At 41.4% G+C, this 21,027-nt stretch carries 12 protein-coding genes; 8 read left to right on the forward strand and 4 right to left on the reverse strand.

Annotation, left to right across the window (positions count from 1 at the left end; genetic code table 11):
- The 3 genes from DPF90_RS05980 to DPF90_RS05990 form a co-directional block, all read right to left on the reverse strand.
- Positions 1–1,830, reverse strand: a complete 1,830-nt coding sequence (locus DPF90_RS05980) for a UvrD-helicase domain-containing protein (protein ID WP_114785416.1) — start codon at positions 1,828–1,830, stop codon at positions 1–3.
- On the reverse strand, positions 1,817–3,568 hold the full coding sequence (locus DPF90_RS05985) for an ATP-dependent nuclease (protein ID WP_114785417.1): 1,752 nt from the start codon (positions 3,566–3,568) through the stop codon (positions 1,817–1,819). Before DPF90_RS05985 ends, DPF90_RS05980 begins: the two co-directional genes overlap by 14 nt.
- Positions 3,569–3,916: 348 nt before the next feature.
- Positions 3,917–4,144, reverse strand: coding sequence for an Lpp/OprI family alanine-zipper lipoprotein (locus DPF90_RS05990; RefSeq protein WP_114785418.1), 228 nt, complete (start codon positions 4,142–4,144; stop codon positions 3,917–3,919).
- A 341-nt stretch (positions 4,145–4,485) separates the two neighbouring features.
- On the opposite strand from DPF90_RS05990, the gene DPF90_RS05995 reads away from it, so the two are divergent.
- The 6 genes from DPF90_RS05995 (at position 4,486) to DPF90_RS06020 (ending at position 18,115) form a co-directional block, all read left to right on the forward strand.
- On the forward strand, positions 4,486–5,826 hold the full coding sequence (locus DPF90_RS05995; RefSeq protein WP_114785419.1) for a DEAD/DEAH box helicase: 1,341 nt from the start codon (positions 4,486–4,488) through the stop codon (positions 5,824–5,826).
- 483 nt (positions 5,827–6,309) lie between these two features.
- Positions 6,310–7,635 (forward strand): sphingomyelin phosphodiesterase, encoded by a 1,326-nt coding sequence (locus DPF90_RS06000; RefSeq protein ID WP_114785420.1) that lies wholly within the window; start codon positions 6,310–6,312, stop codon positions 7,633–7,635.
- A complete protein-coding gene (locus tag DPF90_RS06005) occupies positions 7,635–8,573 on the forward strand; it encodes a chromosome partitioning protein ParA (protein ID WP_114785421.1) in 939 nt (312 codons plus the stop codon). The genes DPF90_RS06000 and DPF90_RS06005 overlap by 1 nt, the downstream gene beginning before the upstream one ends.
- Before the next feature lie 397 nt (positions 8,574–8,970).
- Complete coding sequence (locus tag DPF90_RS06010) at positions 8,971–10,164, forward strand: DUF3103 domain-containing protein (protein ID WP_114785422.1); 1,194 nt, start codon at positions 8,971–8,973, stop codon at positions 10,162–10,164.
- 512 nt (positions 10,165–10,676) lie between these two features.
- Positions 10,677–16,820 carry a tandem large repeat gene (locus tag DPF90_RS06015; protein WP_114785423.1) on the forward strand — a complete coding sequence of 2,048 codons (6,144 nt, stop codon included), beginning with the start codon at positions 10,677–10,679 and terminating at the stop codon, positions 16,818–16,820.
- A gap of 197 nt (positions 16,821–17,017) precedes the next feature.
- On the forward strand, positions 17,018–18,115 hold the full coding sequence (locus DPF90_RS06020) for a YdcF family protein (protein ID WP_114785424.1): 1,098 nt from the start codon (positions 17,018–17,020) through the stop codon (positions 18,113–18,115).
- Between the two features lie 19 nt (positions 18,116–18,134).
- On the opposite strand, the gene arfB is transcribed toward DPF90_RS06020, so the two are convergent.
- Positions 18,135–18,548 carry an alternative ribosome rescue aminoacyl-tRNA hydrolase ArfB gene (gene arfB, locus DPF90_RS06025; protein ID WP_114785425.1) on the reverse strand — a complete coding sequence of 138 codons (414 nt, stop codon included), beginning with the start codon at positions 18,546–18,548 and terminating at the stop codon, positions 18,135–18,137.
- 169 nt (positions 18,549–18,717) lie between these two features.
- On the opposite strand from arfB, the gene DPF90_RS06030 reads away from it, so the two are divergent.
- Both DPF90_RS06030 and DPF90_RS06035 read left to right on the forward strand, forming a co-directional pair.
- Positions 18,718–19,827: an acyltransferase family protein gene (locus DPF90_RS06030; protein WP_114785426.1), complete on the forward strand. Its 1,110-nt coding sequence runs from the start codon at positions 18,718–18,720 to the stop codon at positions 19,825–19,827.
- 205 nt (positions 19,828–20,032) lie between these two features.
- On the forward strand, positions 20,033–21,001 hold the full coding sequence (locus tag DPF90_RS06035; RefSeq protein WP_114785427.1) for a hypothetical protein: 969 nt from the start codon (positions 20,033–20,035) through the stop codon (positions 20,999–21,001).
- Positions 21,002–21,027: the final 26 nt, after the last annotated feature.

A 21,027-nucleotide genomic window follows, 5' to 3' on the forward strand; every position in this document is an offset into this window, starting at 1 on the left:
CTAGCTCATTCGACTAGCAAGTTCATCCAGAAATTTGCTTTGTCCGAAATACCTTCTGTCACCTCTACTAGTTAAAAAGAATTCAGACTTGTAAAAATGAACGTCATATTTAGCTCGTGTTAATGCAACGAAAAAAAGTCGCCTCCTTTCTTGCATCTCTCTATCATCTGGGTAGCACCACTGGTAAGTACTTTGATCCCACTTCAATTTAGGAAAAACACCATTATCTAGGCCTATAGCAATAACAATATCGTATTCACAACCTTTGCATGAATGATAAGTGATCAAATTTAACTTGTTCGACTTCTCTCTGTTATTACCCAACACTGGAAGGCTTACATTCCGCAATATACCTTCACTTGATAGTGCCTGAGTCATTTTTCCTACTTCTTTAAAATCATCTGACATGTGGGAGGGATGGACTGAAAAAGGAAAGCAAATACTGACTAGCTCGGTAACAAACTTATAAGCAGGGCTTTCTTCCACATTGCCTCTTACTGCCCATAGATAGGATACAAAGCCTTGAACTAATGCATCTATGTCATCAATGTCGCTTTTCACGAAACTAATCAATGTCGAGATTAACTCTGATAACAAGATTTTATTTGATGTTACTCTCCAGTCGTAGCTAACCCATGAGGCACAGTCTTCAATAAAGTTTGTAAGTGGGTTCTTTCTGTAAGGAGCATTGTTGTCTGTACGGTTATAAACAATACCTAGCCGTGAGGCTTGAGCTGCAACAAGATCTCCTGTTTTTGCATCGGGGTACAAAATCGCTATGTCACTAAGTGCTCTAGATGACGTTTCAGAAGCTATAGTCAAGGCCTGCGTTAAAGCTTGCTCAATTTGTTGCTCAAGACCATCTGGGCATAGATGACAAGTAATGCTTGCAACTCTATCTCGGTGATGGGCTATTACTCCCTTTGCTTGGCTGACAAACCCATCCGATAAGCTAACGATGTTTTGAGCCGATCTATAGTTAAGTTTCATCTCAACTTTTTCGAAATCATCACGTTCACTTAAATGTTCAAGGAGTTCTGGGTGAGCTCCTGTAAATCCATATATAGACTGGTCTATATCTCCAACAGCGATAATTCGTATGCCATGCTCGGCAAGAGCGATAACCATGTCATGTAAAGGCTTACCTAGATCCTGATACTCATCAATAACGATAACGGGGAATTTGGCTTTTATAATATCTCGAATCCAGCTGTGTTCAAGAATAAGGCATCTACTAATGAGTATTAAGTCATCAAAATCTACTAGACATCTCTCTCTCAAAAGCCCTTCATAGGCCTCTATCAAATTTGCGCAATTGGAATCAGTCGTGCTAAATGTTGGCCTTCTTTCTAGGTGCGTCATTCGATAGCTTGCCATAAAACTTTGGCTGTAATATCGAACTCTTTCTCCAACCAATTCTTTAGCTAAGTTAAAGGCTTCGTTTCTCTGATCTTCGGTAGCTACATTATAAGATGGAGGCAATGTTGAGTCAGTCAAGTGAGCTAATGGAGCAACTATTTGACTCAGACAAAAACTGTGTACGGTACCAATATACAAATTCTCACTAGAAGATAATCCGATTTTTTTAAAACGGTTGTGAAGCTCTTTGCAACACTGTCGACTATAAGTAATACAAGAAACTCTCTCATAATTTGAGATATCTTCATCTATGATTTTGGCAACCTTTAAGACAAGTGTTTTCGTCTTTCCACTACCTGGACCAGCTATAACTGCGCAATTTGCAGTCGAATCGAACACACCTCTTTGACCCAATGTGTTCAGTTCTTCTGCCTCTTCTTTGTATTTACTGGGGATATTATGTGCGTTCATAAATGTACTCGAAAGCAGCAGCTATGTATTCTGGACATTGCCCTTCAGGCAGTCGGTTACTCAAGCGCTTAGCGAATCTTCCTTTACCTATTTCACTGATGTATCGAAGCATAGCGTCCATATCTACAGATGAAGTGTTTTGCCTCCACGAAGTGATTATTGGGCCTACCTGCGGACGAGATCCATGATCCTCCAGTAAAACATCACAAACTATATTTTTCATGTTTTGTGAGCTTACCAATTCAGTTTCCAACGTTTGAGTATTGGTAAAGATTCCATTAACTCGCCCTTGAGCCAAGATTGTTGCTTCAGCACCGTTCAGTGTGTGATTTTGTAAGATGATATCCAGTAGCTTATCTATCCTAGTGACGCCTAATGGCACCTCTAGATCTAGTGGATCGCGATCGGTTATGACTACGAAAGGTGTGCCGATACTCAACAGGAACTTTACGTACGGATCAAAGTTTGTTCCTGCCACTGAGCATATAGATATTCCTTTTTTGTCCAACTCATACCCTAACTTTCTTGCTAGCTCAGGGAACAAAAATTCCTCAGCATCTCCTTCAACTAAAATTACACCACGCGCGAATAGAACCTCCCCCCGTGTGACGGTTAAGTATCTACTCATGTCCTCTATATCTTCAGGGGATAGTGCAGAGTTGACCAAAGAATGTCCTTTTGTTGAGAGCATAACCCCGTCCATTGACTCTTTTAGGAGTATCAGAGAATTAATTGGAGCTGAGCTTGCGATGTGTGGTGAGTGTGTTGTAACGAGTGTGTTTAAATTTGCCTCTGAGTTGTAGAAATACTCAAACAGTAATCTTTGAACATGGGGGTGAAGGTGGGCTTCAGGTTCTTCAATTGCTAAGAAAGTAAACTCTTGTTCACCAATATTCATTGAGTGCTGAAGCTCGAGTAGCTTTAACGTCAAAAATAGTATGTTGGAGCTACCAGTACTAGATTGATTGATTGCCCGAGTTCCTGCATCAACCAATAATTGGAGAGACTTAATTAGTTTATTGATGTCTTGAGGAGCTAGTTTCAACTGAACAGGAGATACGTGTCTGGTTCCAACCATTGTTTGGAGCATAGAGTTGATACTCTGTTCTATTTGTCCTAGGTCTGGAACACCAGAAAGTGCCATTTGCGTTTGTTCAAATCCAGCTAGGATTGAAGCCTTTTGTGTTTCAGTAAGGCTATCACCTACATGTTCTAAAAATGTTCTTAAAGGCGTTCTCTTACTGTTACTCAACTCCCTTTCACAATCGCGAAGTGCATGAAATAGTTCCATTTGTATGCAGCGCCGCAGGGAACGACTTATAGGAATATCTTCAGTATTCCCAAGGTATATATTGTACTCGTAATCATTAAGAGAGCTTATCATCACCCCGCTTTTAGGTTGATAAACATAGGTAATTTTCGCTGTATGGGTTGTTATGTCAATTAAGCCATCAGCCAAAGCGGCTAAGGTCGTTGGTGACTGGTCAATTCCGCTAATTTCTAAGGATATCTTTATGGTACTTCCTAACTTGTCTGCTCCTAACCCATCCCAAAAGTCATCTAAACTTAGGTATCGGTCTAGGTCAGATAAAGAGGGATCTAAAACAAGTCTGAGTGAGAAAAGGAAATTACTCTTGCCAACTTTATTTTCTCCTACAATCACCATGTTTCTATCTGTTTTGATTTCCAATTCACGGAAATTGCGGAAATTTTCAATTCTAACTTTTGAAATATGCACTTTGGGTATCCTAAGCATCCGGGCTGCTAGATCGCCATAGGCTTATTGGATAAAAGTAAATAAACACCATATCCCTAGACTTAGGGCAACCCAGCAATTAGTCAACTAAGCACATAATGATTCATTATAAAAACTGGGGCAAGTACGCTCTTCTGAAGGTGTGATTAGCATTAGCTCTAAATGATTTTGGGGCAAAACCTTGTTAGAACAAAAGCATTGAAAAGTTCTTTAATGTTTACACTAAAAACAAAAGTGGCGACATTTATACTGTCGCCACTTTATCGCCATTCGAACATAAAACGTTACTCTTAACTATTGAAAAATAACGATTTATTTTATACTTCAGACTTATTTAGTATAAGACTGGGCAATGTTGTCGATGCGCTCGTTAGCACGTTCAGCTTCTTCACGAGCTGACATTGACTCAGATTTAAGAGCCTGTACATCCTGGCTTAGCTGGCTAACCTGATTGCTTAGCTCGTCAATTTTAGCTGAAGATGCATCGCTTGGGCCTGAAGCACAACCTGCGAGAAAAAGCACAGAAGAGGCCGCAGCTGCGATCAACATTTTGTTCATAGAAGAACTCCTTGCATGTAAAGTATCAAAAATACGTCCTATACTTTTACTCTCATATAGTGACGGTTACAAAAGTGTAGACTCTATTTTGCCTCTCAAAAAGCAGGAAAAAGTCAAAAAAACCCAAGAATTTAAGCAATTATCGAATTAATTGATACATGTCTCACGGCTAGTGAGTGTAAATGTCAATGTGCTAACTATATTGAGCGTCAAAACCAGAATCACAGGGATAATTTTCTGTGATCTCTATCCACTCCGGCGCTTTCAGGGTATCATGTCGCGTTTTTTAAAATTTCCGTGTTTGGTTTGAGAATAGAACAAGGCGCAGACACACTTATAACTTGGAGAATACTTTGCACTTTAAAGAGTTAGGGCTAGACAACCGCTTATTAAAAAATCTTAAGCACTTTGACTTTAAGCAGGCGACAGACATTCAGCAGCAGGCGATTCCGGTATCGATTGCTGGCAAAGACTTACTGGCTTCCTCGAAAACGGGGTCAGGGAAGACGCTTGCTTTTGTGTTGCCTATGTTGCATAAATCTCTAAAGAACAAAGCATTTTCAGCCAAAGATCCTCGTGGAGTTATCTTAGCTCCGACCCGAGAATTGGCCAAACAAGTCTACGGCGAGCTACGCTCTATGCTGGGTGGTCTGTCTTATGAAGCTACCCTTATCGTTGGTGGTGAGAACTTCAACGATCAGGTGAAAGCCTTGCGTCGCTACCCTAAGTTTATTGTCGCGACACCGGGACGCTTAGCTGACCATCTTGAGCACCGTTCCTTGTACCTTGATGGGCTGGAAACTTTGGTGTTGGATGAAGCTGACCGCATGTTGGATTTGGGCTTTGCACCTGAGCTGCGCCGTATTCACAATGCTGCCAAGCATCGCCGTCGTCAAACGTTGATGTTCTCTGCAACACTCGATCACGCTGAAGTCAATGAAATCGCATTTGAAATGTTGAATGCACCAAAACGAATAGCGATTGGTGTATCGAATGAGCAGCATAAGGATATCACCCAAACATTCTACCTCTGTGATCACCTTGATCATAAAGAAGCGATTTTAGAGCGTATTCTTGATGATGCCCAATATAAGCAGCTGATTATATTCACGGCAACTCGAGTGGATACAGAGCGTCTAACTGAAAAGCTTAATGCGAAAAAACTCAAAGCCATCGCTTTAAGTGGCAACCTAAATCAGACTCAACGCAACACCATTATGAGTCAGTTTGAACGGGCGGTGTTTAAAATTCTAGTAACGACCGATGTTGCTTCTCGTGGTCTCGATATTGCCAATGTAACCCACGTGGTCAATTTTGACATGCCAAAGCATACTGAGGAATACGTACACCGTGTTGGCCGTACAGGTAGAGCTGGTAATAAAGGCGATGCCTTATCTTTAGTTGGCCCTAAGGATTGGGATAGCTTCAAGCGTGTTGAGGCTTATTTGCAACAAGACATTACTTTTTCTGAGTTAGAAGGTTTAAAAGGTAAGTTTAAAGGTATAAAACCAAAGAAAGCGGATTATCGCGGTAAGAAAAAAGTGGTCAAGAAGTCTAAGCCGGCAGCGAAAAAAGCCAACAAGAAGCCAGCACAACGTGATAAAGGTTTCTACCAAAATGTTGCTGTGGGTGATTCAGTGTTTATCCCCAAAAAGAAAGTAGCGCCTAAAGACGATGACTAACTTAGCGCATACTTTATAGCCAGCCCCTTCAATATAAACTTCTAAAAGCCATCGTTTCGGTGGCTTTTGTAGTATTTACAGTTCAAACAATCTTTTTGAAAATCAACAATATAAATGATAAATATTTCTATATTTATCATTAGCTTAGCGTGACTAAAAACTCTCATTTTATGGAAAATTACCCGCTTTTTTATTGGGTGATTTTCATACTACTGTTTGGATAATAACGAGTATTTTTATTGTTAACTCAAACTGCCTAATTATTCCTAGTCTTATAGATTTTTTTGATAGAAATAATGATTTCAAATATTGGTATCAATGTTTTAAACAAGTTCAAACTTTATGAATTTTATGCACTAAAAAGCGCTTTGTTATCACGTTTTATCGTTAAGTGTGTGAATTATTTTTCTTAATTTATTTATAACAAATATGAAACATTATTGGTTTAAATTTTAACCAGAAATTCAAATTGAGGAAGATAACATGAGTTTTAAGCTGTGGAATATTTTGCTCGCTTCGCTTGTCGTTATGCCAGTGATGGCCGATACCGATGTGTATCTAACTAATAACTCTGCCCAGCCATTAACTGTACAAGTCAGCCATGATGGCTCAGATTTACTTGAATACGGTGATGAATGGCAGCAGCACACCGAAACCATAGGCCCTTGGGAAACGAAAGCAGTGCTAAGCTTTAATCGTTGGGAGGGAGTGAAGTCAGGTCAAACATACAGATTTAACACAGTCATCTCGAACCCTTTGGGGGAAAGTGTCGAGCTAAACCAAGTGATGACTGGGCATTGGTATAATTCCTCAATCCAATATGGTTTATCTTCATCTGACGTAGATCTTTTCCTGCAAGATGATAGGGAGCTGCACCGCTTCACTACCACTGCATTCGGTCAGCGCTCCACTGAGCTGAGCTTTAAATCAGCCAATACCGCTCGATATGACGACCTTTATTATACGATTACTCCAGCGAAAGTAGGCGAGACAGTTGAACCGGATGAGAATATTCTCAAGGTCATGACCTATAACATATGGGCACTGCCTGTGATGGCCTCTCATATTGGTGACCGCTACGATATAATCCCCGAGCATGTGTCAGGCTATGATGTTTTGGCTTTGCAGGAAGTGTTTGCTAATGGCCGAGGTGCTTTTCTGCGCGAACTAGCAAAGGAATATCCTTATCACACAGAAATGTTAAATAAAAAAGGGGCCAACATACATGACGGTGGGGTGATTATTGTTAGTCGATATCCGATTGTGAATCAGGCGCAATATGTATTTCCTGACTGTGCTGGAACCGACTGTTTTGCCGATAAAGGTGTTAACTATGCCGAGATCATAAAAGGCGGTAAAGCTTATCATGTGTTTGCGACACACACGGCTTCTTCTGATACGGATAAAGCCAGAGATTATAGACAGCGCCAGTTTAAGCAGATGCGAGCATTGGCTCAGTCACTGGACATACCCAGTCATGAAACTGTGGTGTACAGCGGTGACTTTAATGTCAACAAATTGAAATTCCCAGATGACTACCAGAGCATGATGACCAACCTCAGTGTGCAAGAGCCAGATTACTCTGGATACACAGAATCAACCTTTGATCCGCGTATCAACGACTTTTCTGGTAAAGCACTCTCAGGCGGCGAGCATGTGGAATACTTGGATTATGTCATGGTCAGCGATGAGTACGGACAGAGCAGGCGTAATAACAATCGTGTTGACATCCCTCGTACCACAGACGAAAGGCTTTGGAAGCACTACAACCTTTCCGACCACTTTCCTGTGAGCGCAGTGATTGAGTAATGAACTACCGTGCTATTTTATTTGTGCTCGCTGTCGTGGCGAGCATCTACCTTTGGCCAGAGGAAGAAAGGTTGGTTGACTCTGCCAGTGAAAAACCGTCGCAAGAGGTTGGTAAAGCCCCTCAACGCCTAGTTAAGCCCATAGCAAGTCAAGAGTCTAACATAGAGGGCGCCCCAGTAAAGAACGCGGAAATTGATCGCTCAATAACGCAACTTAACCAAAGCCAAGGACGAGAACTGGTCAATGCGATAGAGCAATTTTGGGCAGATTGTCTCGGTAAAGGAGATTGCTTGTCTCAACTTGCCGCTCTCAAGTCGACACTATCGGTTTCTCGGTATCAATTGCTGGTCAACTATAACCATTTTAACCGTGAGTGGCAGAGTGTTTGGCAAGAGTCTGAGTTGAACCATTTTACGCTGCTTTCAGACAAAGTGACAGACTTTAAGCGGCTAGCGACCTTGGTTTGGGGAGAGCACGCCACATTAATCTTTGCCGATGAATTTGCCCTATACGATTTTAGCCTTGAACAAGATAGCCTATCAGAGTCTTTAGCAGCAGACTTTCTAAACGACTACCAAACTTTATTGATAAAATGGCGAGAAAAAGAGGCGGTGTTAACTCTAGAGGCCGATAGCGAAAAATACGAACAAGGTGTCAGCCTGATCCCCAGTTCCTATCCACCAGATAAAGTGCGAGAGATAAAACATCAGCTCGCGAGGCAATATTTAACTGAGAAAGAGATTGCTTCGATCGCATCGAGAGAGCAGCAAGTCGCCCAGCAAAATGCCCATATTGGTCAATACCAAGATGAGCTTGTCGCTCTAAACCAAATCTTAGAAGCTCAAAGGCAGTCTACCAGTTTGTCAGACAGTGAATGGCAAACTTATGTTGAGCAACAAGTCAGTCAATTTCGTAGAGATTATTTTTCATATCAATAGATTAAAATAAATTTACTACTGTTAAACACCTATTTCATTATGAATACTCATCCATACTTATGAACTTTTGTAAAGTTAGAGTATTTAATCTTCATTCATATCACTAGGAAAAGTCGCTGTAAAGCATGTAATAGGTGCTTTACATTCCGGTGATCTGAGTCACTAAGTTATTCTTTTAATTGATATTACTATCTCTTGCATATTGATTGACTTATTAATTTTAGAATTCCAAGCACTTTAAGGCTGAATTTTGAACAATTTGTTCATTAAGTGATCTTTATCGGAAAAATAGAACAAAAATCGATCGTTTTTGTTCCACTTATTGATGAAGCTGATAGGTTGGACCAGGTAGGGCAACGCTCTATTAGGGATAAAAATTCAAATAAGGATCATTTTTATGAGACCAAGCCTACCTATCAGCTTGATGCTTGCGACAACCATAGTTGGCTTTCCGTTGAACGCACAAACTGTAAACACAACAGATGCACAATCAATCTCAGAAGAAATAGCACAGCAAAAAAAAGCGCTTGCGATGCAAATCAGCGCTCGCTACTTTGATTTAGAAAAATCAATCAAGTCACAAATTACAGAGGAGAATCTGGCCACGGATTTGGACTCTGTGGAAAGCATTCAGCCATACTCAGCGTTTAAACAGCGTATGCAGCAGGCCGATTACCAATACCGTCAAACAAAAGGCATTGCTCAATATACTGATTCAGTGATGGAGCTTAGGATTGCGGATGCATCAATGGTCAAAGACTGGCAGGAAGGAGAAAGTCCACTGTTTGCATTTGAGCCTTCAGGTGATGACTCAAACTGGCAGTATGTAGAAGCTTATGATGTTTACGGCCAAGTGCATGAATTAGATGTTTACCAAATGCCAGATGTTCCAGTCCTCGTTGTTGACAGCAATAGCGCTAAAGAACTTCGTGCTGGTCTAATGGCAATGCGAACCGAGATGAATCGCTTGGGCCAAGATTCTAATTTGATCACCAATGACAGTCCTAAACTACCTTCAAAAACCAAGCAAGGTATTAAGCGTTCGGCACAGCTTAGTGATGTAGAGCCACTTAATACCACTCAGTTAACGAAAATTCGTCTTAGCGACGACGAAGAGCCATGGATTTCAGGTAAGGCGGAAGTCTACGCCATCATTACTGGTGTTGACCCAAGTCGTGTAGAACCTGAAATTGACCTTGTCGATATGCCTTATTTAGATTATGACGGCAAAGATTACTACCCAAGCCAAACCATGATTTTCTGGCCACGGTATCGTTGGGGTGCTGTCGATATGATTCTGATGGAGCAAGACGATGGAACGGACTACAAAGAGCTAGCGAAAATTTTGGTGAAAGCGGCGGAAGATATTTTGAAAATGATTCCAGATCCAGAAATTCAAGGTTATGCCATCATAGCTCAAATCACCAATAGAATTATCGATGTGATTCCAGATGGTGTGCTAACTAACGACGACGATTATCTCGACTCTTATTATACCATTATGCAAAATACCCCTTATGTCGAGCGTCCAGGAGCAGGAGGCAATGTTGTGGCAACCTTCAAACCAGTGACAATCTCTCCGACCGAATAACAGCAATAATCAAAAAAACAGCACATAGGATAATATGTGCTGCTTTTTTATTTTATGCAGCCGTATTACATTCGTATCGAGCAGAATCAGAAGCACATAGCTCTTTTAGCATGACCATCCATTAAGACTTCCTCTCTCTATAACCCTCTAAGCGCAATAATATGAAAAGTAGATTAAATCTTTAGGGTTATGATTAAAGTATTATTGATTGTTTGCATTTTAAATGGCGTTTAATACCCGAGATATCCCGTTAACTAAAAATTAGCGAACGTATTTAAAACCCGATCTGTGTCTAATTTTTAAAATAAATGACTCAAATATTTCTCTATCAGGAAAATGTCAAAATCAAATTCACTACCCATATGGTGAATTTGATCGGTCAATACTTCTTTTTTTAGAATAACAGCTGAAATATCACTGCTCAGTATTGCTCTTATATGGTTATTTTACCTTGTTGTCATTATTCAAACTGAAAATATAATTTTTGAACTTTTGGTCAACGTCAAGTCGGTATGATGCTGAGTTTTAACCCTTTTAAAAAGTCTCTTTTCATAATACTTACTCTACTCCTAATAAGTTCATGTGGCGGTGGCGGTGGTGGTGATTCTGCCCCTCGTTCCAGAACTCAAGGCACGATTACTGGTGTGGTTTTTGATGCACCTGTACTGGGCGCATCAGTAGAAGTCTATGAGTACAAAAATGGCTCTTTGGGGCGCAAGTTAGGTAGTGCGGTAACACCAGCATCTGGCCATTATTCGATTGATATTGAATCAGCCTCTATGCCGCTGTACATAGCTGCAAAAGGCGGAAGTTACAAAGACCCCGTGTCTGAACAAGTTGTGTCTGAAAACATCTATATGGCCAGTGTGACTAATTACACCGAAGGCAGCACCCAGAAGGTTATGGTGACACCATTAACTTATTTGGCTGCAGGATTGACTGAATATAGAATCAAGCAAGGCCAATCTGCAGCTAATGCCGTTTCGAGCGCACTACAAGACATAAAGGCGATATACAGCTTTGATGTCAATACGACACAGCCAATAGATATAACAAAGAAGTCGGTATCGAGTGGTACAAATGGGGATAAGTATGGTGCGATACTGACGGCGTATTCCTCTTTCGCCTATGACCTTTTAAAGCCAGATCCTGATGGTGGGAAAGACACCTATACCTCCATACACCTTGCAGAACTTAGTTATCAAGATATTGTTATTGATGGAAAGCTTGATGGGCAAAAGCAGACAGAGGGCGGTCAAAAAGGCGATTTTTTATTTGGTTCTGTAAAGATTGATTCAGACTTCTACACCCATTCGATTGCCGAGCATATAATGACAGTGGCCAGTGACCCTGATATTAATCGATCATCTGGTTATGACGATTTTGCAGAGTATTTTGCTTCTGGCAATTCTAGCTTCTCTGTATACAAAACGCTGGCCCAAGCTCTAAATATGTCGGGAACTCCGTCGGGAACTATGCCGGACACAGGCCCGATTCCTAAACGAAACCTTGTGAGCTTAGATGATACTCCGCCAACGGTTACTTATGCAAAACCGGAAGTTCTATCTGGCCAAGACACCATTAAATTGGATGTTGAAGACAATATCGGGGTAGCTTCGATCGAAGTGAAGCTTGAATATACAGAAAATAAGCAACTTTTCTCGTTGTCAACACTTGCATGTCCTTTTGGCGAAGGGGATGAAGATACAGTGTGTTGGGTTGATGATAGCAGCTTTACTGTGGGGGCTCGCAAGTCAAGTTTCACCGTGCACCTAAATACTGACGTGCTAGGAGGAGGCAATATCAATGGTGAGTCTGAAGCCAGACTCGTGGTTTATGCAGCCGATACCATTATGTATTCAGCCTCTCCACCTGAGAATCACGAGGTAAGTATTGACTTTGACTGGGACAATACCGCTCCCGTCATTATTTTTGATTCTCCATCTGCAGTACAGGGATGTACAGATGAAGAGAGAGATTGTGTATTTAAGTATACGTTAACCGGGTATGTTAAAGAAAAACCGGAATTATTGGATGGGAAGGGTGTCAAGATTTCCATTTCAAACTCTGAGGTTGATGCCGGATGTAAACCTGACTACGGGACACAGACATGGTGTTATTTTGAGCGAAATTATGACAACCTCATTGTTGGCCAAAGCATTGAATTCACCGTTAAAGCGACAGATTCAAATAAAAATCAGACGGAAGAAAAATATAGGGTATACACGGATAGTGGTCGGCCTGAAATAAAATTGGACTTTCCATCAGATCTTGATAATGGGATTGTTTATGAGTCCAAAAAAAGTGATGGAGAAATAAACGTTAATTTTATTTACAATTCAAATACTTATACAGTAAAGAATATCGAAACAGCAGATGAGTTTCTAATTATTCCCTTTGAATTTGCCAATCAAGGATTGATGGAGGTAAACGAAAATCGAGGAGAAAATGATAAGTTTGACCTTGATGCACTCAAAGTGGATAACCTCAAAGTCCTAGGTGTACCTTTTATCAGTGTTAACCTGTCTGATCCTCAAAAAGATTATAACGGTGAATCTACTTATGGTTTTTCTGCTAAAGACTTAGAGCTAAAGGTAGAGTACTACACAAAGAGGTTAGGTGAGGATAGCTTTGGTGATCCTGTAAAAACAATTATTAGTAATAAGCAATTCATACCCAAGGCTGACACAGATGATGATGCTGATTACATCTCTAGCATGACTTATTATCTCCCTTTTTCATCTGATCTATTCGGAACAGGGCTTCAAAGTATTGGGTCTGATACGATTCAAAAGTTGATTATTACTGCCAAAGATCCGGCGAAAAATACAAGTGGTGTGACAGAGGTTTATTTTAGAACCGCATTTAAAGTACCTGAAATTACCATTGTTTCGCCATTTATTGATGCGAAAGTACAGCTTGAAAGATTGAATGAAAAGGGAAAGTTTAGTGCCGTCAGTAATGCTTTTTGTATTACTAAGCTGGATGATAGTGAGGAGCTAGATTATGCGACATGCCGTCTTTTTGATGAAAAGCCATCTACGAGTTTTTATCATGTATACATGAAAAGTCTCAAGAATGATGATGGCGATGATAGCACTCATTACTACCAATGGAGTGATGACAAAGACAAAGAGAAGTATATATCGCTCGCTGAGAAAGATGGTATTGGTGCTTATTTTAACTCAGAAGCCAAAGTCACTTTATATCTGACAGAACTTTCAAGTTATCACACGGGCTTATTTGAGAGCCAATGGGAAAAACAACAAGACAGAACAGCAAGTAACGCTAAAAGAATACTATCGGATGTCACCAGTGCTTTGGAGAGTCAGGACAAAGCTATGCTTGGTTTTGACCCAGTCGGAACCTCATACGCGACCAACAAAGATTTAGCGCAGGGTATTCCAAACCGGGTGACCAAGAAATATATTCACCGCTTTCTTTTAGAAGGGCTAACCGATATAGCAACCGAACAAGGGACTACCAGTATAGAGTTTGCTAAAGCCTTCCACAAGGATCTCAGCTCCGATGGTAAAGCTGATGGTAAGGGTGCTGAAGGCCCCATCACAATAGGTGAAAGCGAATTCCCCTTAAGCTCGGATACTTACCGCAAAGACTTAGCTGCTGCCTACTATAAGGCCGCCACTGATAATGGTGTTGATTCTGGCTTAGCGCAATCTCAAGCAGAGAAGTTTGCGCACGCCAATCCTAAACTCGGAGAGGACAACATTTTTGATACTGAGGGGGAAAAGTTTGACACCGAGCCGCCTAGTATCAAATTGTATAACCAAGAAGGGTCGGTAGTTTGTGAAACTGGTGATTCTCGCGCTATAGAAAAGGGTCGTAGTGTCGAGGGGGAGTGCATATTTTCAGGTGAGATAGAACTTGAGCTCATCGTGCAAGATGACTTAACTCCTGTTGAGGTGACGGAAAAAAAAGTATCTTGGATAGACGGTCAAAATAAAGAACATGATGCAGAAATCAATTTTTTCCCAACTTCTGGTAACTCAGAGCAAATCAAGTCTTTTGAGCTGAAGATTAATTCCAAATTGGCAGATTACGATGGCGTAAAGAGTTTTAAAATAAAGGTAGCCGCTCAGGATATATACCAGACCTCCAAAGAGAAAACCTTTATCTATCATGTTGATAATCAAAAGCCTGAATTCGATAATGTAGATGCCGCACCTGAGTACCTCGTTGATGGGGAGAGTGCCAATCTCACCCTCACATTTTCAGAGCCAGTCAATAACATTCAAGCGAGACTTGGTGACATCAGCCTCAACTTCAATCGGTCAGAGAAATATCAAAACGAGTGGAAAATAAATGACGTTGGACCTATTGAGCTGCTAGCGCTGAAAGACAGCATCAGTTTAGTAATTGAGAGCTATTCAGATAATGTTAATAACCAGGGTAAAAAAGCAACGGTGTCAATTCCCGTTAAGCCTGTGATTACCATCGATACTGTGACTGAGGATAATTTCGTACATGGGGATGATGTAAGCAAGGTCTACATTACGGGCACAACCAAAGGTTTCAAACAGGCAGCGAATTTAACCGTTGACCTTGTCTCACTTAAGGAAGGTCGTGAAGGTACTGATAAAGTGTCTGGTTTGAAGGTAAATCTTGATGATAAGGGGCAATGGGACACCAAATCGATCAATATGTCTACATGGGAGTATTCTGAATTTACCGTCACTGTCAGCGGAAAGTACGCCGAAGGCGAGCGTAGTGTTGTAGCAACCAAAAAAGCTCTATATGACGACAAGATCAAACCCAAAGTGAGCAGTACCCTAATCTCATATGACGGAGAAGAATTTAAAAATGTCTTGGTTGATGAGAAAAGCGCAAAGGTTACGCTGACATTCAATGAACGCGTGACGATACCTACGGCATCTTTGAATGGGCAGGCTATTTCATTTGAAGAGACCGGTTTTTCTAAAGTGTGGGTAGGTACAACACAGCCGCTAATGCTGCCAAGTGGTAGTGCTACAGCCCCTCTCATAGTTGTTGAAAGAACTTACCAAGATACCCGCCCACAAGGCAATTTTGGTGAAGGATATACTACAGATATCCCATTAAAGCCTGTGATTACTCTCAACGACATGGGTGGTAGCATCAACGCTTCTGATGCGAAGGAGTTTATCGTCTCAGGTACTTCTAAAGGGTTTCAGACCGGAGCAGAGCTGACCGTAACGGTCAAAAATAAACCAACCTCAGACTCAGTAGACCAAAGCAACCTACCTCAATATAGTAAAAAAATCCCAGTCGGCGAGAATGGCCATTGGCAAACTGAAACACACGATATCTCGGATTGGCATCAAGGCACTATCATCATTACGGTGACGGGTGAAAATAGTGCAGGCCAGTCGGCAGAGCCTTTGGAGCAAACGGTGTCTTTTAGGGACAATATTGCTCCTACGGTTGCCAACATCGAAGTGAATGAAGGCAAACCAATTGTGCACAATCAGGAGGGGGTGCTCGTCAAGGTGAGTTTTAGTGAGCGGGTCGAAGAGGTTAGCGCGTTACTGGACGATGGAGGCTATCAAGTGACATCTTTCGATTCAACGGATGGGGGTGTGACTTGGTCAGGTGAGATTCGAGGTCCAGTGGCGCTTGCTCATGGTGAGCTAGCGAAGACGYTTACCGTGACGGCTTACAAAGATTTGTCCGATAACCCTGCTGAGCAACCGAACGCGAACGATACAGCGACAGTGAGTGTGAAGCCATTACTGCAGGTAGACACGGTGATGGTAGATAACGAGATTGATTCAACGGAAGTGAGGAGTGTGTCGGTAAGTGGGAGTAGTCTTGGTTTTACGACAACAGACGAAGACCATATTCAGGTGAAGTTAACCTCTGTGGTTGATAACAGGTTCAGTTGGCAATCCGATGTCGGTATTGGTGTGAATGGCCGTTGGTTCACGACGTCTCACAATATGTCTGATTGGCCTTTGGGTCAGGTTAAGTTGGAAGTRACAGGAAACAATGCCAAGCAGATTTCTGCGTCATCAGTGATTTTGACTGAGATAAAGATTATTGATACTCAAGCGCCTGAGGTTGTCAATATTGAAGTGAATGAGGGCAAGCCAATCGAGCACAATCATGAGGGGGTGCTCGTCAAGGTGAGCTTTAGTGAGCCAGTCAAAGAGGTTAGCGCGTTACTTGAAGGGGTCGATGACCGTTATACTATTGACTTTTCTGGTTCAGAGAGTGATGGCGCGGTATGGAATGGTGTGATTAATGGTCCCATTGTGCTTGCTCATGGTGAGCTAGCGAAGACGTTTACCGTGACGGCTTACAAAGATTTGTCCGATAACCCTGCTGAGCAACCGAACGCGAACGATACAGCGACAGTGAGTGTGAAGCCGTTTCTAACGCTAGATCAAGAGATAGTCGACAATCCTATTGATTCAAATGCGGTCGTCATTCACGGTAGTGCCCTTGGGGTTGCGTCGGGGGCGCTTTTGAAGCTTGAAGTGACACGAGATGAGATCTCAGAATATTCTCTAGATGTACAAGTGGATGACAAAGGTATTTGGACTACAGAGACCCTAGATTGGGGAGATTGGTTGCTAGGTACCTATACCGTTATCGTCTCAGGTCCTAATAATTCTGACTTACCTAGTGAGGTTAAAAACACCATCACCATTGAATAATTAGCAATGAATAAGGCTTGATGGACATGCAAAGTATGTCCATCAAGCCCTAATCCCCATTCTTTGTGACCTTACTTCTCGTTTTAGCACTTTGTAACTATGGAAGTGTAAAACACAACCTCTGTCACGGTTTTTAAATTTTTATTTTATAAACTCCACACCTGGTATTGAGATAGATAAGATCCTTAGGACTTTGTATGAACAAAACATTGATTTCGCTGTTACTCACTGGTGCATTGGCATTCGGTGCGTCAGCACCTGCAATCGCAGATTTAGAGCACGCTGTACAGGCTTCTGCCCAATACACGGATCTGGTCACAAAACGTGAGGTCGTCGATAAGCTGTTAAATGATGCGGTAAGTGCATTTAAGTCACCTGCGCGAGTCTCTCATGCTGGTTTTACGGCAAAAATGCCAAGTAATATGGAAATTGTGACTGACCGTCTTTTGCAAGCACATCAACTTGAACCTTATCGAACGGATCTGTTGATTTCGGCTGCGAATGCGCAGATTTATAACAAGAACGTTGATCGAGCTATCGAATTGTTTGAACAAGCTTTATCTGTCGCACCTGATGATATTGATTTGCACGCCTATCTCGCCGTGTGGCAAAAATTTAACGGTAACCAAGCAGAGTCTCAAAAGCATAGGCAGGCTCTGGCTCAACTCAATGCTGGAAAAGCGCAAGATTTAACCCGCATATTCCAAACCATTGATCGCGTGGTTGCTACTCCGCTAAAAGAGAAAGCAGATAAGGGCGCTCTTGGTGAAAATGGCGCGATTGTCACTCTGGGTTATGCGCTTAACCCTGATGGTTCTATGCACTCTATTTTAATCGAGCGGCTTGAGACAACGTTAAAGCTTGCGCAAGCGAACCCGAAAGCACTGATCGTACTGACAGGAGGCGTGCCGCAAAACCACAAAACGGAAGGCAAACTGATGGCCGATTGGTTAGTAGCCAAAGGAGTGAGCGCGGATCGCATTATTGAAGAGAACTACGCCACGAGTACGGTCGGTAATGCGTTGTTTAGTAGTTATGCTCTTGCAAGACACAAGGTACAACACGCGACAATCATCAGTTCTGCCAGCCATGTTCGTCGTGGGCAGGTACTGTTTGAAATCGCCAGTTGGCAAACGGGTCCTAGCGGCATTACTTTTGATACGCTAGCGTACCCAGACAAACCACTTAAGGAGTTAAAACAAATCAGCAAGGGTGAGCTGCTGGGTGTTTATCGTGATGCGCTGCGTACCTATGGTATGTGGAGCTATCGGTCTTACCCGCTTGAGTCAAGATAAACACTATAGGTGAGCGTAATTAATGACTCACCCTTGTCCGAAGAGACTTGGTTTGAGAACGAGCATTTTTGGACTTTAATCGCTTTTCATTTGCCGCCCTGCTTGGTTTTGTTGGGCGGCGTTTTTTCTGCACTTGGACTGCGCTACGTATTATCTGTGCCAGCCGCTCAAGAGCGTCCTCTTTGTTTTGTTCCTGAGTTCGAAATTGCTGCGCTTTTATTGTGAGAATGCCATGTTTCGAAATTCGAGAATCACTGAGCGCCATCAACCCCTGTTTGTAAATGTCTGGGAGTGACGAGTGAATGATGTCGAACTGCAGATGTATTGCTGAGGAAACCTTGTTCACGTTTTGCCCGCCAGCTCCCTGCGATCGTATTGCGGTGAGCGTAATTTCCCATGCCTGAAGTGTAACTGTATTTGAAATCTTAAGCATAATAGATAGGTGTGTCAGGTTTGCAACCAGAGTGTAAGTCAGAAGTCACTTAGATTCTATCAGTTTTGGTTGCTTGATCGTATTTATTAAAAATCTTGTTTCTTAACACTCGGCAAAAACTGTGCTATCTCACTACACTTTAACGAGCTGAGTTTAGAGAGAAATAAGTATGGTAAAGAAACACATAGATGCATTAACTGGTATCAGAGGCATCGCCGCATTATGGGTTTTATTACATCACTTGGTAACTCAATATCCACTTGAGGGAAAGCTGCCCCACTGGTTGACCAATATTGCTGAGAAGGGTTGGCTTGGTGTCGATTTATTCTTTCTTCTGAGTGGTTTTGTGATTGCTTATGTTCATCATAATGATTTTAGCGATCGGCTATCGTTTTCTTCTTGGCGTCGTTTTATGTGGCTGCGTATTGCGCGCATTTACCCGGTTCACCTTGTCACCACGCTTGCACTGGTGCCAATTTTTTTTATCGCCAGTACTCAATTTAATTATCACTCCCCAGCCGATGCCTTCTCACTACCTAAACTTTTGTTTAGTATGAGCTTAACAAATGGATTTGGTGTTGATAATTCAGTCGGCTGGAATGCTCCTTCATGGTCTGTAAGTAGTGAGTTTTTTGCCTATTTGTGTTTTCCATTTTTGGCGGCATTACTTTTTAGAGCCTCTCTATCTGTGTTGCAATGCTTTGCAATCATGGCAGCTGTATTTATTTTAACGATAAGCTTGGGCTGGGGATTAACCGATAGGCAAAGTTATTTTGCGGGTTGGCAGTTTGTTCTGCTACGAGTATTGAGTGAATTTCTGGTCGGCATGTTGATTTTTAGGCTTTACCAAATTACCAAAGTCCCGACTTTGCTACCAATGGCCGTCGTGGCACTGTTTATCATTGCGTTCATGGCTTTATTTAACACCCATAGCCGTTGGGATTGGGTAATGATTATGGCGTTTGGTTTGCTTTTATTTTCTTTAACCGATAACAGTCATTTTGCTAGTCGTTGGCTATCTGGCTCGGTAGCGGTTTACTTAGGCAAGATTTCATACTCGGTTTATTTATGTCATGGCGTCGTATTTATGGTGCTCAACAGTGCGTTTGGTCGACTTTTGCCTGATTGGTCAGGTGCCGCACTGTCCGTTCCTATTGCGGCGTATATTGGTGTATCGATACTCGCTGCTCATATCACCTACACATTCATTGAGGTGCCCGCACAAGCTTGGCTCAAACAGAGAATTAAAAGAGAATATCGAGCCGATGTAAAAACATAATAACTTAGAAATATTATTTATTTTAATGTGACTATTTGTATGTTTTATTTATTACATTAAATCTTATATTGCTCTATTTGTCTTTAATAATTGATTCTTAATAGATAATAATCACATAAAACTATTCTCACATTTATATATACTAATTAATTCTTGAAACTAATAATATAATAATTGATATTGCTGCTTGAAAAAGGAGCAATCAATGAATAAAAATAACCTACTAGCAATATTATTTCTTTCTGCGCCGTCTGTTGCTGATACACTCTCTATTGTGCCAGATATAAAAAGCGGCTTACCTGCTGTGATGAATGAGCCTGTTTTATACCAAGCGCCTCAGTTTGATTATTTCAATTTGGCGGATGGCTATCTTGAGCAGCGAGCCGAAGCTATTGCTAAGTTGCCAATGGCTTTGTCGGATATCGAGCGGGTCTGTATCCAAACTTCATACAGTGGTATCGATCCTTCTTCTTCAGATCAATCTGGTATTTTGGTTTATACCTATGCCGAAGATAACAGTAGAAATAAGATTCACAATACCACTATTGGTGATAGAGTTAATTTAGAAACAGTTTCAAAGCACTGTATCGATGAATCTAATTGGGTTTATGACAATTGGTTGACCGATAAAAGCATGACGTTTACTCCATATAGCTCATCATCGGCGCTAATAACCGATGTGCGCGTTATTATTGATGGGTCATTATCTTTATCTCAGGTGCCTGCAGAGTTTACTGAGCAATATTATGATTTTATAACCAAAGTAGGCTTTGACCAATCTGCGAATTTTTATCATCCTGATGATATCAGTGGCTTAAAAGATGTTCTGGTATCAGGTCTTGAACATAATGATTCAAGTATCAAGTTTATCAAAAATATGGCATTTGGTAACACTGTGTCCAAGGAAGATATTGTGTTAATGTCAGACCTTGATTTTATGAATCAGTTTCTTTCTATTTTAGGCCAGGTATCAGGTAGTAACAAGGCTAACTTAGAATCTTTTAAAGTCATTAATGTGTTTGATTATAATGATAAGAAATACGTTAATGTTGAAAAACAGGAAAGGCTATTTGGCAAGCTGATTACCAGAAATGAAGTCGTTGTCTTGAAAAAGTATGGTGATTGTTGGCTTCTAGAGCTACCGGAAAATTTAAAAGAAATTTTAGATAACTAATTTTTTAATAAGGTGATGAAGTAAGA

The organism is Vibrio tetraodonis, assembly GCF_003350295.1.
GTDB classification, from domain to species: domain Bacteria; phylum Pseudomonadota; class Gammaproteobacteria; order Enterobacterales; family Vibrionaceae; genus Vibrio; species Vibrio tetraodonis.